We start from the raw sequence: 16022 nt of genomic DNA on the forward strand, positions 1-16022 counted from the left end.
GTCTGGCGAACGAGGCGATGACGCCATCGTGGAACTCGAGGCAAATCAAGATGCCTAGCTGCAGGCCGTTCAGTTGGGATTTTTCAGCTGCTTTGACAACAGCAGTTGCTGCTGCAGCTCAAGGGCGAGCTTCAACAGCCGTTCAGGTGTTTCCTCTTCCGCGATTTCGTCGAGCAGCGCTGCGAGTGCGTCGCCTTCAACAGGATCGCGGAATGAGTCAGGTTTGGTTTGCGGAGGTTTGGCCACGAGGATTTCTAGCAGGAATGCGGCCGTATTTGCAAGACGAAGCGAAGCGCTCTTGGGGAGGGGTACCGTAGCGGGGGCGGTCGACAGGGCGGCCTGCGGCAAACTATCGGACAATCTTAATTCATGATGCCAGACCTGTCGTTGCGGAGCACCTCCTCCATGAGTGTATTGAGCCATTCGCTCAAGGGAAGGTCATGCCGCGTCGACAACCGCTCCTCCAGCGCCGCCTTCAATGTGCGTTCCACGAGGCGATCGGCCGCCTGTGGGTCGCCCAGCAGCAGCCGCGCGGACAGCCTCAGTTTTGGAAGAGCGCGGAAGACATTGTCTTCACCAAGCGCTGTTGATTGCGCGGCGAGGATCCCGGCAACCGTCCTGAACCCGGCCGGCTTGGAGAGGTTTTGGGTGTACCGGAACCGCTCCGGCAGGGTGATCTGATCGTTTCCGGAGAAGAATACGAACGGGATGCCTCTGTCCGTCAGCTCATCGGCGAGGGGAAAAACAGTCTCACCGTTAAGATCGATGTCCAGCACCGCCCCGTCCGCTGAATCGATATATCGTCGAGCCCGGCTGACTGACGACACCGGCCCCAAAACGGTCGCCCCACAATCGCTGAAATAAGAGGCAAGTTCGCTTGCCAGCAAGAATTCGTCCTCGACGAGCAGAATTCGCATGCCTAATAACATAGCAGCCCTCCGGGCTCTAAACGGCGGTCGCGTCCATCGGTTCCGTGGCTATCGGCGGTGCGGGATGGGAATTCGACCAGGAACGGTTTACACATTGGATCGAAATCAGCGCTGCCGCGTTGCATTTCACTGAAGCAGGACAATTGATGCAAAAGCTGCCGAGGTTCCCCATAGTCGGTATTGGCGCCTCTGCGGGCGGCATTGCCGCCATGGAGGGATTTTTTCGCGGGATGCCGTCTTCGAGCGGGATGGCGTTCGTGATCGTCACGCATCTCAGCCCGGAACGGGAAAGTCTGCTGCACGAAGTGATTGCGCTTTACACCGGAATTCCGGTTCGTGTCGCTGAAGATGCAATGGATATCCATCCTGACACCGTCTATGTGATGCCGCACAACGCGATCCTCACCATCGAAAATTCCAGCCTAAAGCTGCGCCAACCGAATTCGGTGTCCAGGGAGCGCAAGCCCATCGATATCTTTTTCAGCGCGCTGGCCGAGGATCAGGGCGAATACGCCGTCGGCGTCGTCCTGTCGGGCGGCGATTCCGACGGTACGTTGGGCATCAAGGCAATCAAGGAGCATGGCGGCCTGACGCTGGCGCAACTCTCCGACGAGTCGGGTCCGAGCAATCCCGACATGCCGCGCAGCGCGATCAGTTCCGGTCTGATCGATATCGCCATCCCGGCCGATGAGATGGGTGCGAAACTCATGGAATTTGCCCATAGCTTTGAACTGCTCGACGAGCTTGAAGCTGACGATGGCAAGGCCAGTGCTTTGAAACTCCGCAAGGGCCAGGAGGAAATCTACGCGATCCTGCGCAGCCATTCGGGACATGATTTCTCGGGCTACAAGGCCAAGACGTTCTTGCGTCGCGTCAGGCGACGCATGCAAATAACACAGAACACGGCGATCGATGCCTATATAGAGTTGCTTCGTTCAAATGCGGAGGAAGTGCGGTCGCTGTTTCGCGACCTGCTGATCAACGTGACAAATTTCTTCCGCGATACGGACGCTTTCAAGACCCTGGAAGAAACCGTCATCCCCAAACTTTTCGAAGGCAAGGACGCCAACGATACGATCCGCGTCTGGGTGCCCGGCTGCGCAACCGGCGAGGAAGTCTTCTCGATCGGAATGCTGATGCGCGAGCATATGGATACACTTTCGGCTGTGCCGCGCATCCAGATTTTCGCCACGGACATCGATGACGCGGCGTTGGGCATCGCACGTTCGGCGCGCTATCCGGAGTCATTGCTTGCGGGCGTTTCGCCTGAACGTCGCGAACGCTTCTTCAGCAATGACGGCACAAGTTTCATCTTGAGCAAGAGCGTACGTGATCTCTGCATCTTCTCGGCGCACAGCGTCATCCGTGATCCACCCTTCTCGCGCATGGACATGGTGTCGTGCCGGAACCTGCTGATCTATTTCGGCCCCGATGTGCAAAAGCAGGTTATTCCGACCTTCCACTATTCGCTGAAGCCCGGCGGCTATCTGTTCCTTGGCACCTCCGAGAGCATAAGCCAGCATGCCGATCTGTTTGCACCGGTCGACAAGAAACAACGGATATTCAAGGCACGAGAACATACGGCGCCGCCGCGGCTGCCGATCTTGTTGAATGCTGCGCCTGCAAGCAACTTTTCCAGCGCCAATGACACTCATGCCCGCCGCGGGTTGTCTTATTCCCTAAGGCAAACCGTTGAAGCGCAGGTTCTCGAACGCTTCGCTCCGGCTCACGTCGTCGTCAATGGTGATGGCGATGTCGTCTATTACTCGGTCCGAACCGGCAAATATCTCGAGCCGCCGCAAGGGGTGCCGAGCAGACAATTGCTCACAATGGCACGCAGCGGCCTGCGTCTGGAATTGCGCGGCGCTTTGCGGGAAGCCGCCGAGGGCCGGCGCACGGTTGTGCGCGAAGCGATAGCCATTGAAGAAGATGAAGATCGTGTCCAATTCGTCACATTGACGATCGAGCCCTTGACTGATCGCGGCAGCGGCGAGCCGCTGTTTCTCGTCCTGTTCGAGCCGGTGGGCCAGCCGCAGCCGCGGCTGGAGGCTCTAAAGGTTCGACAGCCGGTGGCATCTGGGATTGCTGATTTCGAACGCGAGCTCCGCGATACGCGCGAGCGCCTGCAATCGACGATCGAAGAATATGAGACCGCGTTGGAGGAGTTGAAATCTTCCAATGAGGAACTCGTCTCGGTCAACGAAGAAGCCCAGTCCTCCAATGAGGAGCTCGAGGCCTCCAAGGAAGAAATGCAGTCCCTCAATGAGGAATTGAACACCATCAATGCCGAACTGGTTTCCAAGATCGAGGATCTCGATCGTGCCAACAGCGATCTGAAGAACCTGTTCGAGAGCACACAGATCGCGACTGTTTTTCTCGATACCAAGCTGGTTATCCGCAGCTTCACGCCGGCGGCGTCTTCGTTCTTCAACTTGCTGCCGACCGACATCGGAAGACCGCTGACCGATCTTGCCAGCCGGCTCGATTATCCGCACCTGCGCGACCATATTGCCCAGGTTTTCAGGGCCGGCGAGATGATCGAGCACCAGCTGCCGCGCGATAGCAACGGCATCCACTATCTCGTGCGGCTGATCCCCTACCGCGACAGCGCGCGGAAAATCCAGGGCGTGGTGGTGACCTTTGTCGATGTGACGACCATGGCTGAAGCCGAAGCCCACCAGCGGGTATTGATCTCGGAACTCAACCATCGGGTCAAGAACATGCTGGCTGTTACGGTCAGCATTGCCAGTCAGACCCTGAAAAATGCTCCCTCTTCGGAGGCTTTCGCCGAAGCGCTCATCGGTCGCCTGCGCGCCATGGCCCGGGCCTACGGAGTGCTCTCGCGTGAAAGCTGGAAAGAGGTCTCGGTAGAGGAAATCGTGCGGCAGGAAGTCGAGCCGTTCGGGCTGGAACGCATCAACACCACAGGCGAGGACATTCGGCTCAAGCCTCAGCAGGGCCTGTCGCTTGGCATGGTGATCCATGAACTTGCCACGAATGCTGGAAAATATGGCGCCTTGTCCGTGCCAAACGGCGTGGTGTCCGTGACTTGGTCGGCGTCGGATCACGGTTTTCAGCTCGAATGGTTAGAAAGCGGCGGTCCCGCTGTCATTCCGCCTGAGAAGACGGGATTTGGTCTTTCGCTGGTGAAAGGCGAAATTGAGTATCGGCTTGGCGGAAATTTTGAAACATCTTTCGGTTCCGATGGTTTGAGCTTGCGGATTGAGTTTCCGTTTGATCATCGGGAGAGCGAAACGTGACTGCATCTCGTATCCTTATCGTCGAAGATGAATGGCTGGTCGCGGAGGAGCACCGCGCAATTCTGGAAGAGGCCGGCTTCGCCATCGCCGGGCCAGTGCCGTCCGTTGCTCGCGCGAAAAAGCTGATCGAGAGTGAAGTCATATCTGCCGCGGTCCTGGACATTGGTCTCGGCGGCGAGACCAGCGCTGCCCTTGTCCCTCTTCTAGCGCAACGCGGAATTCCGTTTATTTTCGTCAGTGGGTACACAACATCCGACATTCCGCAGGATTTGCGTCATCACAAGATGCTGTCAAAACCCGTGTGGGCTGCCGCGCTGGTCGAGGCCGTGCGAAATATGCTCGGTGTTCAACCGACAGCTTTGGCAAGACACCAGGACAGCGGAACGGTGCCAACCCAACGAGAAGCCCGGTAACTGCACAAAGACACTGGTTTTTCATCAGATATGCGACGACATTCGGGTCCAGGCCCGAGACGACGTCGCCGGCAAGTGCCTGCGATCCGGCCGGCACGATGGCATGCTCCCGGTCTGGCGTATTCCAGAGCTGGGCGAAACTTCGCGACGGCGCGACGATTGGTCAGGCGATGAGCCTAGCAAACAACGGGCAGTTCGCCCTCGGTTTGCTTCGCGTCGAATAGGACGCCAAGGCCGTAAGTGACGGCGCCAGCGGCAATCATCTCTGCCAACGCTGCGTTTGACACCGGGCAATGCGGCATGACCGCCTTGATCGCGAGTTCGGCATTCGCGATCGACACGAAATCGTGCCGTCGCTTACGGGTCTCCAGATATTGTTCGATCAACATCTGCAGTCGCCTTCTTTCTATTTCATCGCCAGCCATTGGTTCCTCCTGTAGACAGTCTGAAAGCCCACCACGCCTAAGGAGCGGTGGCCTTGGCGGCCCTTTTTGAGGACCGTGGACTCGAGTGAGGCGGGCAGCGTTGCTGACCAGGATGTCGAGACCGCCGAGGGTCGTTGCTGCTTCATCGGCCAGCTTTCTGCAAAAGGCCTCATTGCGGATATCGCCGGCAAGCCTTTTGACCTGCCGCTTTTATTAGGTCCACCAGTTCGTCGGCGTCTTCCTGTTCTTCGGGGAGGTAGCCGAAAGCAACGTCCGCACGCTCGCGCGCGAATGCAATCGCCGCCGCACGACCAATACCGGAATCGCCGCCGGTTATCAGCGCTTTGCGGCCGGCAAGCCTGCCTGATCCTTTGTAGGTCGTTTCGCCGTGGTCCGGGCGCGGCACCATTTTGCTGGCCAAACCCGGCCACTTCTGTTCCTGTGGCTTGAAAGGCGGCTGGTGATATTGCGTCACCGGATTCTGTTTTAGCATCGGGCTCGCAGGGCCTGCTTTAGCAGGCACTGTTCCCGTATCGGCTGACGCCGTGGAAGCATAAGCGGCGAGAATTCCTCCCGCCATGCTTCCGACGACAAGTCTGCGCGCTGCGTCTGGTACATTGTCATGCTGGTCGTGGTTCATCATGGGCTCGCTTTGACGGCAGGTGACCGTTACGGAAGTGGCACCTAACCGGCCGTCGACGCGAATGTTCCCTTGTGATTGCAGTGAGTGTCGGTCGCCTTGCCCGTCTCGGCCGTGAGGCCGCATCACCACTTTTGACACAACCTCCTGCTTGTCGCGGAACGTCTTGTAGAGATCCGGCCCTGTTTCCAGATCGGCCGGTGGGTAGTCAGAAAGGAGGAATCGATTTCGCCGTTCTGGACCGTCGCCAATAAAGGTTCCAGGTAGCGTTGCGTATGCGTCTGGCCCATCCGGAAAGCCGGTCCCTTATTGATCGCCGCCAGACGGGATGTGATCGACCAGGCCAACACAGACGCCGGGAACCGAGATGGTGCCGCCTTGCGGCAGCGATAGATTGCCTCGCGCAGCACATGCGGTCTCTGCGAATGCCAGCCCGTTTGATGACGCGAAATATCAGCTCAGTCGCTGGACGCCGACCCCGGCTCGGCCATCCTACGGTGCTGTTCGGCCAAGGTGCCTGCCGGCGTGACATGCGCGGCGGCAACCTGCAGCTTGTTTTTCCAACCGCTGACGACCTGTTCATCACCGGCCATCATCGCCTCGTAACCCGTTTTGGCGACATCGGCCGGATTGTCCTTTTCATCGGAGCCGACCTTTGTATCCATCATTTCAGCGCGCTCGAAGAATCGCGTCTGCGTGGGGCCAGGCATCAGCACGGTGACCGTCACGCCGCTATCTTTCAGCTCATGGCGGAGCGCGATCGAGAAGGAATCGATGAACGCCTTCGTGCCGTTGTAGACGGCCTGGAATGTGCCGGGCATGAAGCCGGCGATCGACCCGGTGAACAGGATGCGCCCGCGGCCTCGCCGGGCCATCTTGGCGCCGAGTTCATGCGCCAGATAGACCGTTCCGGTGACATTGGTGTCGATGATCCGGCGGACTTTTCGCCAGTCCTGGTCGACGAAGCCGTTGCCGAGCCCGCGTCCCGCATTGAGAAACAACAGGTCGATATCGCGATCGCCGATCTGGGAGATCAACCGATCGGCGCCCTCGACGGTCGCCAGATCGGCCTCAATGGCTTCGACCGTTACATTGTGGGTCTCAAGTGCCTCTGCCGCCTGCCGGATAGCCGGCTCGTCGGCGGCGATGATCAGGTCGTAACCGTCTTTAGCGCACAGCTTTGCGAGTTCCCTTCCGATGCCACTCGAGGCGCCGGTCACCACAGCGAGTTTGGCGTCCGTCATCATATCCTCCATCTTCGTGCCATCGGAACCACGAGTGGGCACAATTGTTCCGCGGCGTTTGGGCTGGATTGATCGTGCGCTGTCATGACGGTCAGGCGACGGTCGTCGTCGCGGTCGTTGCGCGCGTTCATGGATGGGCCGTTGCGACAAAAACCGTTCTACGCCATGAGAACTCGCCATGGCCTACCTTCAAAAGGCCCACCAACGCCTGGATTGAGTACTCAGAACGGCGATGAGCCTAATCAGTTGAAGTTGGAACAAGTGGCCCGGCTGGAAGTTCGAACCGTGCAGCGTTGTTGCCCTCCCATGTTGATGCTGCGCGATCGGGTCATCCCCTCAGCCCGATCTGCCCGCGCTTCTCCGCGCCAAAGAGAAGCGCGGGCCCGCCCTCTTTCACGGCTGTCCGGGATGGAGCGTTTTGTTACGTGGGACTAGCCGACCTCACAGGCTCGTCGTCGGTTTCGTTTGACGAGCTCTCCGAGCGCTCTAGATCATTGATGCCGGACGCAGTTGGTTCGGGCCGGGGAGGAAATCCGCGTGGCGCATCCAACGCGCGCTGTACCCCATAACGACCGTCATTTTCCGGTTGGCTGCCTGTGCTTGCTTCTGATTCTAGCCGGGTTGGCCGGATGCTCGTCTTCCAATCAGGTGGCGCAGCAATCACGAACAGCGGCCTCCGCGGCACAGACCGTATCGATGGTGCTGGATGCCTGGGTGGAGGGAGCGGCACCGTCCGCCTATGCCACGGCCGCACTGCACTCGGTCGGAAAAACGCTGGCCGATGTCGAGGCGCAAATTCGATCGGCCGAGACCGCTGAACCAGCCGGGCGAGCAGGACTGACGGCAGCAGTCAACAGTTTGTCGGTGGCGGTGGCGCATGCCGAGGCGGGATTGCGGGTGAACAATCGCACTGAGGTGGAAAGCGCACAACAGGATCTTCGGGCGGGCATGCGCTCGCTCGCCGCCGCTTACACCAGCGCTTTCGGACCAAAGCCGTGAAGAAACTTCTGGAAATATCGCTTGGCGTCGTCACCAGTGTCGGAGGTTTCCTCGAAGTCGGGTCGATGGCTACGGCGGCGCAGGCGGGTGCCGCCTTCGGATTCCAGCTGATCTGGGCCATAGTTCTCGGCACCATATGCATCATCTTTTTGGTTGAAATGGCCGGTCGGTTCGCCGCGATGAGCCATCACACGATCTCAGAGGGCATTCGTGAAAGATTTGGGTTCAACGTCTTCCTATGGACGTTGCTCGTCGTCCTTCTCGTCAATTTCATGGTGCTGTCCGCTGAGATCGGCGGTGTGGCCATCGCACTCGAACTTGCCACCGGCATAGGCTTCCAGTGGTGGGCACTGCCGGTGGCGTTGCTGGCATGGTTGCTGCTGTGGAAAGGCACGTTTGGCTTTATCGAGAAAGGCGTTTCGGTCCTCGGCCTCGTGACGCTGTGCTTCGTGGTTGGTGCGGTGATGTTAAAGCCCGACTGGACAGCGGTCGCTGGCAGCGCCGTGCCTTCGCTGCCGGCTCACGATGCCATCAATTACTGGTTCATGGCGGCCAGCATTCTCGGCGCGTCGATATCGCCTTATCTTTTCATGTTCTATTCCTCGGGAGCTATCGAGGACAAATGGGATGAAAGCCACCTTGGGGCCAATCGTGCCATCGCCGGGCTGGGCATGACCTTTGGTGGGACCATTTCGATCGGCGTGTTGATCGTCGCTGCTCTCGTTCTCGCGACGCGCGGCATCGACCAGGTGGACGACTATCACCAACTGCCGTTGATGCTGATCCCTATATTCGGCTTCTGGGGGTTCGTTCTATTCGTTGCCTCGCTCGCCATTGCCTGTTTCGGCGCCGCACTCGAAGTCGGGTTGCAACAGGCATATCTGGTGGCACAGGGCTTTGGCTGGACCTGGGGCGAGGATCGCAAGCCGCGCGATGATCCGGGCTTCAGTGCCGTCTATACGGCATCATTGTTTTTGGCCGCCATTCCGATCATGCTTGGCCTCGACCCACTGAGGCTGACCATCTTTTCCATGGCGGTAACGGCGGCGAGCCTTCCGCTGACGGTAGTTCCATTTCTCTTCCTGCTGAATGACGAACGCTATGTCGGCGAACATCGCAACGGCATCATTTCGAATGCCGCCGTTGTCTTCATTATCGCGCTTGCCTTCGTGCTCGCCGTGGTGACGATTCCGCTGCAGATATTCGGAGGCACATGATGGAATTGATGCGTGATCTCCTGGACAAGCAGGTGTTCGACCGCCGGCGGGTCAAGATCGGCAAGGTCGACGGAGTGGTGGCCGAGTTGCGGCGGGGCAAACCACCAAGGATTGTCGCGATAGAACTCGGCTCCATCACTTTGGCGCGCCGCCTTGGCGCGCGGCCCGGGGAATGGATGGCGCAACTGGCGACGAGGGTGGGTGGCAAACGCCACGCCGAGCCACACAGGATTGCGTGGAAAAAGGTGCAGGACAACGGGCTCGACATCGAATGTGACATCGAGGTGGGCGAGACGTCGATTTTCGCCTGGCAGGACTGGTTGCGCGATCATGTCATCGGGCGCATCCCAGGAGCGTGATGATGAGGACAGTCAACCTCGAACATCTTGCCGGGCGACGCGTGCTCTCGCAGCGTGGAAAGAGCATCGGTCACATCGAAGAGATTCTCGCCGAACAGCGTGGCGACGAGCTCGTCGTTACTGAATTCCACGTTGGCATCTACGCCGCGTTCGAGCGTCTGTCGGCTTCGACCATCGGCATCGCGATGCTCGACCTGTTTCGGCTGCGCCGTCGCGACGGCCTGTACCGCATTCCCTGGGATAAACTCGATATCTCCGATCCGGCGCGACCGCGGCTGCTATGCCCGATGACCGAGCTTCCCGGATGGAAAGGGCAAAAGGACCTTCGGGAGTAGATGGCTACGGCTGGGAGGGCTAAGGCGCCGGCGTTTTGCCGGCGAACAGCCGTTCGTGCAGATGGCGCCTCCGCAAAGATTACTGCAGGTTCTTGCGAAGGAAGATGCGGGCGTGTCCTGGAATAACGAATTCGACTTTGCCGAATTCCTCAAACCCATGAAGCCGGTAAAATTGAGGCGCCTGGAAACTGCTCGTCTCGACGACGGCTCTCTTACATCCACGCCTAACGGCTTCCTCCTCAATCGCCATAAGAAGCTGTGATCCATAGGATCGGCCACGCAATTTTTCAGGCAAGAAGAACATGTCGAGAAACAGGAGCCCCAGTTCCGTTCTGCCCCAAATTCCACCCCAGATCTTTCCCGAGGGGTCGGTAAGCTCCGCGCCGATCACTGCCCGGTCATCGATTCCGGTTTGTTCGATGTTGTGTCGATAGAGCGCAGCGGCCGCCTGCGTTCGTGCATCCCCGTTGTGAGCCAGAGCGATTGTAAATCCTTCGGATCGAGCCGGCATGCGTTCTGCTCCTGCGTCGGAATGGTCTTGAGATTCAACCGTCAGATTAACATCAAGGCGGCCGGTTCGCTCGCAGCTCTGATCGCCGCTTCTGTTGTAACCGTCTTGCCCACATTCCGCATCGCGATCCGCGTCGGATGCATGCAGCCGCGCCCAACATATCGCTTTGGTGTTGAACAAAGCCCATCCTGCCCTTGTCAGGTCTCATCACAATTCGTGCGCCGTCAAGAGTGTCCACCTCGACGAAGGCTGCTGCGGATCACAATCCATTACGCCGGGAACAATGAGAAAAACCTGTCGTTGGGAAAGCGATCGCAATTCGGCGATTCAAACACGGAGACTCCAATGTTGAAGAAAATTCTAGCCGCGTCGGTGCTAACTATTGCCTTGGCCGGTTCCGCCTTGGCGCAGACAAATGGAACGGGTGCTGGCGGCACGGCTGGCACGGGTAATGGAACTGGCACTGGAACTGTTGGCAGCGGCGGCGCCGCTGGCAATGGCACTGGCAGCGGGAATGCGGCCGTGCCAACCGATCCGAATTCCACAAACTCGACTACAAAATCGAACGGCATGACCGACCGTTGCAAGGACGCCGCAGGCAATGACATCGATAACAACACTGCAAGTGGCGCAACGACCTCGACCGTGCAAAATTGCAACAAGTAGCCGATGGACCTAGCGGCTTCGGCCGCCCGAAGGCCCGCCATCAAGACAATGGCGGGCCTTCGAACACGTGCCTCGCATGCTGCCTGGATACATAGGAGCACATGTGTCCAAAGAGACCCGGCGGGCCAAACTCGATCGCTTAGCAGCCTCCATTCCGAAGCACGAATTCGAATTCCTAATGAAGATTGCAAAGCTAAGCCGTCATGACTTACTTGGCCTGATCGCTAAACACGATGGCGGCAGGGACAAGGTCTATAGCGACCTTGCGGCCCACTTGGCCGCAACTGAGGCCGCCCCGGAGCCCGTACATGAGGCGGCAGCTGACGACGGCCAAACAGCTGGAGCATCTCCAGCCACGAACTCGCCCGCCGGCAAGTAGCGGCGAAGATCATTTCGGTGCCAGCCCTGACGCTCCACGAAAGCGACGACCGTGTCGTCCTTCTAAAGTCTTCGAATGGGTTGGACGAGCATTTCACCGCGCCTTACCAACGAGAACTGCTGGATACGGCAAGCGGGAGGCGCTTTAAGGCCCGCCATTCAGGTTCATCGGACATGCCGGAACCTGAAGCGCCGCCGCGCATTTCGTCTCCAGGCATATTGCGGTAATCGCCAGGGAGAAATTCAGATGCAAACTTCAGGCGCAACTTCACAGCAAAACCTTGGCCGATTGGCCATAGAACCGTTTTCCGGCACAGTGACGGTGCGGTTTTCCGACGCCATCGTCGCAGCCACGGAGCGGGCGAAGGTCCTGCGTGAAGACGGGCACGAGCCCGTTTTCTATATCCCCTTCGAGGACATCTATTTCGATCTGTTCGAAAAGAGCGACACCACCACCCGGTGCCCGCTTAAAGGCACCGCAAGCTACTGGCGTGTCCACGCCGTCGGCAGTTCTTCCGACGATTTCATGTGGGCCTACGAAACGCCCGATGCGGCTGCTCTGGCTATTGCAGGTCACGGCGCTTTCGATCCGGAAAAGGCCCGTATCGATGTCGACCCTGCCGAGGACAAGCGACACACGCCACATATCGTCGAATAGGTTTCATCAGGCAGAGACAATCACGGTAACGACAGGCGCGATGAGCATTTTCTACCAGGCGGCAAAGATTGCGGAGGAGGTTCACGCGTCGCAGCGCGATAAGACCGGGCGGCCCTACATCGAGCATTGCCGCCGTGTCGTCGACGCTGTCGAGACAATCGATCAGAAGACTGTTGCCTACCTTCATGACGTTCTGGAGAAAGGCGAGGGCTGGACCCGCGCCAAGCTCGAAGAAGCAGGCTTCGGACCGACAATTACCGCGGCGGTCGATGCCTTGTCGCGCAGGCCGGATGAGGAGTATTTCGCCTTTGTCCGGCGGGCTGCGTCGAACCCAGTGGCGCTCCCCGTAAAACGCGCCGATCTGGAGGACAACATCTGGCAGTCGAGGCAGGTCGGAGCGTCGGCGGCCAAATATGAAGAGGGCCTTCGCATACTTGACCAAGAGTTCTCCCGACAATAGTGCGCGCCCGGCGCTGGCATTGCATCTGCCGAAGCAGCCATCGCCTGCGAGAGCTTGCGGCGCACAGCACGTTTCGGCTCTCCTGGCCGTCAGTTTTTCCGCGCCGGCGTGCGCCTGAGGGTCCTCGCTGGACCATGGAACGTGTGATCGGGTCAAAGCTCCTCCGGAGATGGACCGCAGCGTCCCGAAAAGGAGTAACGGCCGGCTCGGAATTAGGAACTCCTCCAGCACCGGTGCGTTGACCAGCAAGCCGGGACGAGTTCCCGGCCTCCGCGGGTGGCGGGCAAGCCGCCGCCGAACCCGAACTTGCACAATGAAAGGTAAGGCCATGGGCTTCTTTTCGAAGGACATCAAGACACTCGACGATCTCTTCGTGCACACGCTGCGCGACATCTATTACGCCGAAAAGCAGATCGAGAAAGCGCTGCCGAAGATGATCGGCAAGGCAACCGATCCGCAATTGAAGGCTGGATTCGAAAAACACCTCGAGCAGACCAAAGGCCATATCGAGCGCGTCGAACAGGTGTTCGAATTGCATGGCGTCAAGGCCAAGGAGGTCAACTGCCCGGCGATAGACGGCATTCTCGAAGAAGCCGACGATGTGAGCGGCGACGTCGACGACAAGGAGGTTCTAGACGCGGCACTGATAGCGTCCGCGCAGGCGGTCGAACACTATGAGATGACCAGATATGGCACGCTCATCGCCTGGGCCAAGCAGCTTGGCCGCAGTGACTGCGCCAACGTGTTGGCCAAGAACCTGAAAGAAGAGCAGGCGACCGATCGCAAGCTCACCGAAATGGCGGAAAGCAAGATCAACATGCAGGCTGCCGAGTAGACCGTTCCAGGTCATGATGAGATTTGGTTGAAATCTCATCATGACCTAACCCTGTTGGAGCATGATTCTTTCCAAGAACCGGCACCAGTGCTGCGTTGAGTCGATCTCCATCGTTGTCCACGGAACTTTCATGACGGGCGAATCTGCCATCCCTCGCGATCTGCCGACGAGTGCAAAATCGTCTTTCGGCGTGGCGTTGAGCACGGCGCCGATGGAAGCAAAGGCTGCCGACACGTTGCCGGCCGATGCTGGCCGATGGCAATACGAACCCAAATGGGACGGGTTCCGCTGCCTGGCCTTTAAAGCCGGCGCGGCCGTGGAGTTGCGAGCAAAATCCGGCAAGCCGTTAGGGCGGTATTTCCCGGAAATCGTCGCGATGTTGCATGAACTGAAAACAAAAGAGTTCGTGGTCGATGGTGAGATCGTCATCGAAATTGCAGGCTCTCTTTCTTTCGACGCCTTGCAGATGCGGCTGCATCCGGCGGAAAGCAGGATCCGGAAACTGTCGGTCGCGACGCCGGCAAAGCTGATCCTCTTTGACATGTTGGCGACCTCCGAGGGCGCCTTGATGCAGCAGCCGCTCTCGGTTCGGCGCGCTGCACTCGAACTGTTCGTAAAGTCGGCCGGGCGAAAGGATCTCGAACTGTCTCGGGCAACGCTTGATTTGGCGGCGGCAGGCAGATGGCTTGGCCAATCCGGACAAGGTTCGACCGACGGGGTCGTTGCCAAGCTTCTCGATGACGAATATCGACCCGGCGAGCGCGCCATGGTCAAAGTCAAGCGCCTGCGCACGGCCGATTGTGTCGTCGGAGGGTTCCGCTACCTGGCGAAGTTGCGTGAAGTCGGCTCCCTGTTGCTTGGCCTGTACAATGACCAGGGGCAACTCGACCATGTCGGGTTCACTTCGACGATCGCCCGGGAGGACAGGGCCAAGCTCACGCGAAAACTTGAAGCTTTGCGATCGGATCCTGGCTTCACGGGAAAAGCGCCGGGCGGCCCCAGTCGGTGGAGCACGGAAAGGAGCGGACAATGGGAGCCATTGCGGCCCGAACTGGTGGCGGAGGTGCGGTTCGATCATGTCACCGGCGATCGTTTCCGTCATGGCACCAAATTTCTGCGATGGCGTCCTGACAAAAGCCCGAAGCAATGCACGTTCGAACAGATACTTGGAAAATGAGGCTTGGCGAAGCGTCGGCAGGTCCACACTATCGAGACCAAGTCCGTCGGACATTCGGCACAGCCAAATCAAGTCGCATTTCACTGGCGATCTTAAAGCCGGCGGCGAGATAAACGCCTTTGCAGGAGGATGCCGGACCAAACCCGTTGTTCAGTCTGTCACCACGCCTCGCTTTGGCGGATCACGGTTCTCGTCCGGATTAGGGACTGGCACTTCGTCGGGAAGAAGATCCGGCTCAGGCTCGCGTATGTCCGGCGTCCACGTCGGCGCATCCACTGGCGGCTCTTCGGTTGGCTCTGGTTTGGGGGGCACATCTATTCTCCGGGTTTCGCTTGGGCGTGGGGTTCGGCCCGCCACAGGTCGCGCGTCGCCGCGTCTGGAGGCGAAAGGTCTTTTCACACCCCATGTATTTTAACCGATGGCCAGCGGTCCTGGGGCTTGTCGGCGCCCGATCAGAGTCCTGCGTTCCGGCTCCTTTGAGCGCAATGTTGGCATCCGCTGCCTCTGGCACTTTGAGGACTGCCCCGTCGACGTTCTTGATCTCGACCATAAGGCATCGTCCTTGGTGGCCAACGGGCAACCGCGAGAATTGTTCCGAGCGATTTAGGGGCGGCTGGGGCCGCTGTGCGGACCTTCTGGCTGGGCAGTTATCAACTATGCTGTCTTGCGTTTCGGTGAGGCTCTCTTTGTGGATTTCGCCAGCCCTTCCTGTTTGAGGCTCTTCTTCAGCACCTCAGCGAGGTTGATGACATTCTCCTGTGGCCTTGGTGCGGGCTTCGGCAGCTTCTTGCCTTTGCGCTTTGCATCGATCATGGCGATCAGCGCGTCTTCATAGGTGTCTTCAAATTTCGAGGGATCGAAGGTCGTCACTTTTTTGTCAATAAGCATGCCGGCGATTTCGAGCAGATCGGGGTCGTATTTCTGCTTGGCCAATCCATCGAACACAGTGCTTTCCGAAACCATTTCGTTGTGGTTGCGAAGCTCGGTCATCACCATGCCCTTGCCATAGGGCTGAATCAGCACTTCGCGGCCGCGCTGGTAGAGCACCACGCAAGATCGAGCGGCCACGCCCTTGTTCTTCATGGCATCGCGGATCACTCCGTATGCTTCGATTGCGGCGCCGTCGGCCGGGATCAGATAGTAGGGCTTCTCGAGATAGCGCGTATCGATATCGTCAATCGATACGAATTCGCCGACTTCGAGCGTGTGCTTCGACGTCAGCTTCAACGCCTTTATGTCGTCAGGTTCGATCTGGAGAAATTCGTCCTTTTCGATCTCGAAACCCTTCACCTGATCCGCTGCATCCACCAGCTTTCCGGTCTCCTCATCGGCGTAGACGCTCCTGACCGGCAGACCGTCCTTGCGGTTCAAAATCTTGAAATGGATCTTGGATGCTTCGCTGGTTGCGCCGACAATCTTCACGCCGCAAGTAACCGAGCCAACCTTCAAGAAGCCCTTCCAGGCAGCACGTGGCGCGGCCATTTTGCGCTTATCCCGTTTCCAGCTAGGGCAACGC

Annotated in this window: 17 protein-coding genes and 1 pseudogene; 11 read left to right on the plus strand and 7 right to left on the minus strand. The window is 58.7% G+C overall.

Annotated features, from left to right (window positions below; genetic code table 11):
* Positions 1 to 69 precede the first annotated feature (69 nt).
* Together NKI61_RS04030 and NKI61_RS04035 are read right to left on the minus strand one after the other, a co-directional pair.
* Entirely contained in the window at positions 70 to 360 is a 291-nt protein-coding gene (locus NKI61_RS04030; RefSeq protein WP_031197822.1) for a hypothetical protein, read from the minus strand.
* Positions 361 to 362: 2 nt separating this feature from the next.
* On the minus strand, positions 363 to 917 hold the full coding sequence (locus tag NKI61_RS04035; RefSeq protein WP_050588792.1) for a response regulator: 555 nt from the start codon (positions 915 to 917) through the stop codon (positions 363 to 365).
* Positions 918 to 1075: 158 nt separating this feature from the next.
* Between NKI61_RS04035 and NKI61_RS04040 the strand changes: the two genes are divergently transcribed.
* Together NKI61_RS04040 and NKI61_RS04045 are read left to right on the plus strand one after the other, a co-directional pair.
* The gene (locus tag NKI61_RS04040; RefSeq protein WP_023704632.1) at positions 1076 to 4189 is read left to right on the plus strand and encodes a CheR family methyltransferase; all 3114 of its coding nucleotides are present in this window, start codon (positions 1076 to 1078) and stop codon (positions 4187 to 4189) included.
* Entirely contained in the window at positions 4186 to 4602 is a 417-nt protein-coding gene (locus NKI61_RS04045) for a response regulator (protein ID WP_023741815.1), read from the plus strand. The genes NKI61_RS04040 and NKI61_RS04045 overlap by 4 nt, the downstream gene beginning before the upstream one ends.
* Positions 4603 to 4778: 176 nt before the next feature.
* Here the strand turns inward: NKI61_RS04045 and NKI61_RS04050 are convergent, their stop codons facing one another.
* The 3 genes and pseudogenes from NKI61_RS04050 to NKI61_RS04060 form a co-directional block, all read right to left on the minus strand.
* Positions 4779 to 5027: a hypothetical protein gene (locus tag NKI61_RS04050; RefSeq protein WP_023681163.1), complete on the minus strand. Its 249-nt coding sequence runs from the start codon at positions 5025 to 5027 to the stop codon at positions 4779 to 4781.
* Between the two features lie 90 nt (positions 5028 to 5117).
* Positions 5118 to 5520: pseudogene (locus tag NKI61_RS04055) on the minus strand (SDR family NAD(P)-dependent oxidoreductase); the annotation flags it as partial.
* A gap of 605 nt (positions 5521 to 6125) precedes the next feature.
* Positions 6126 to 6923: an SDR family NAD(P)-dependent oxidoreductase gene (locus tag NKI61_RS04060; protein ID WP_023696321.1), complete on the minus strand. Its 798-nt coding sequence runs from the start codon at positions 6921 to 6923 to the stop codon at positions 6126 to 6128.
* Positions 6924 to 7448: 525 nt separating this feature from the next.
* Here NKI61_RS04060 and NKI61_RS04065 point away from each other — a divergent pair.
* From NKI61_RS04065 to NKI61_RS04080, 4 genes are read left to right on the plus strand one after another with little or no spacing between them, the layout of a single operon-like run.
* Positions 7449 to 7910 (plus strand): hypothetical protein, encoded by a 462-nt coding sequence (locus tag NKI61_RS04065; protein WP_352739049.1) that lies wholly within the window; start codon positions 7449 to 7451, stop codon positions 7908 to 7910.
* Entirely contained in the window at positions 7907 to 9127 is a 1221-nt protein-coding gene (locus NKI61_RS04070) for an NRAMP family divalent metal transporter (RefSeq protein WP_352838872.1), read from the plus strand. The genes NKI61_RS04065 and NKI61_RS04070 overlap by 4 nt, the downstream gene beginning before the upstream one ends.
* Positions 9124 to 9486 carry a hypothetical protein gene (locus NKI61_RS04075; RefSeq protein ID WP_245260251.1) on the plus strand — a complete coding sequence of 121 codons (363 nt, stop codon included), beginning with the start codon at positions 9124 to 9126 and terminating at the stop codon, positions 9484 to 9486. The genes NKI61_RS04070 and NKI61_RS04075 overlap by 4 nt, the downstream gene beginning before the upstream one ends.
* Before the next feature lie 2 nt (positions 9487 to 9488).
* A complete protein-coding gene (locus NKI61_RS04080) occupies positions 9489 to 9821 on the plus strand; it encodes a hypothetical protein (protein ID WP_023681169.1) in 333 nt (110 codons plus the stop codon).
* A gap of 79 nt (positions 9822 to 9900) precedes the next feature.
* Here NKI61_RS04080 and NKI61_RS04085 read toward each other — a convergent pair whose 3' ends face one another.
* Positions 9901 to 10512, minus strand: coding sequence for a GNAT family N-acetyltransferase (locus NKI61_RS04085; RefSeq protein WP_352838873.1), 612 nt, complete (start codon positions 10510 to 10512; stop codon positions 9901 to 9903).
* Positions 10513 to 10677: 165 nt separating this feature from the next.
* Between NKI61_RS04085 and NKI61_RS04090 the strand changes: the two genes are divergently transcribed.
* From NKI61_RS04090 to NKI61_RS04110, 5 genes are all read left to right on the plus strand, one after another.
* Complete coding sequence (locus NKI61_RS04090) at positions 10678 to 10998, plus strand: hypothetical protein (RefSeq protein WP_031195797.1); 321 nt, start codon at positions 10678 to 10680, stop codon at positions 10996 to 10998.
* Positions 10999 to 11623: 625 nt separating this feature from the next.
* Complete coding sequence (locus NKI61_RS04095; RefSeq protein ID WP_352838874.1) at positions 11624 to 12034, plus strand: DUF427 domain-containing protein; 411 nt, start codon at positions 11624 to 11626, stop codon at positions 12032 to 12034.
* Between the two features lie 40 nt (positions 12035 to 12074).
* On the plus strand, positions 12075 to 12494 hold the full coding sequence (locus NKI61_RS04100; RefSeq protein ID WP_352838875.1) for an HD domain-containing protein: 420 nt from the start codon (positions 12075 to 12077) through the stop codon (positions 12492 to 12494).
* 328 nt (positions 12495 to 12822) lie between these two features.
* Positions 12823 to 13329, plus strand: a complete 507-nt coding sequence (locus NKI61_RS04105; protein WP_023668075.1) for a YciE/YciF ferroxidase family protein — start codon at positions 12823 to 12825, stop codon at positions 13327 to 13329.
* A 130-nt stretch (positions 13330 to 13459) separates the two neighbouring features.
* A complete protein-coding gene (locus tag NKI61_RS04110) occupies positions 13460 to 14506 on the plus strand; it encodes an ATP-dependent DNA ligase (RefSeq protein WP_352838876.1) in 1047 nt (348 codons plus the stop codon).
* Between the two features lie 654 nt (positions 14507 to 15160).
* On the opposite strand, the gene ku is transcribed toward NKI61_RS04110, so the two are convergent.
* Complete coding sequence (ku, locus tag NKI61_RS04115; protein WP_352838877.1) at positions 15161 to 15988, minus strand: non-homologous end joining protein Ku; 828 nt, start codon at positions 15986 to 15988, stop codon at positions 15161 to 15163.
* Positions 15989 to 16022 lie beyond the last annotated feature (34 nt).

The organism is Mesorhizobium sp. M0514, from assembly GCF_040321145.1.
Lineage (GTDB): Bacteria > Pseudomonadota > Alphaproteobacteria > Rhizobiales > Rhizobiaceae > Mesorhizobium.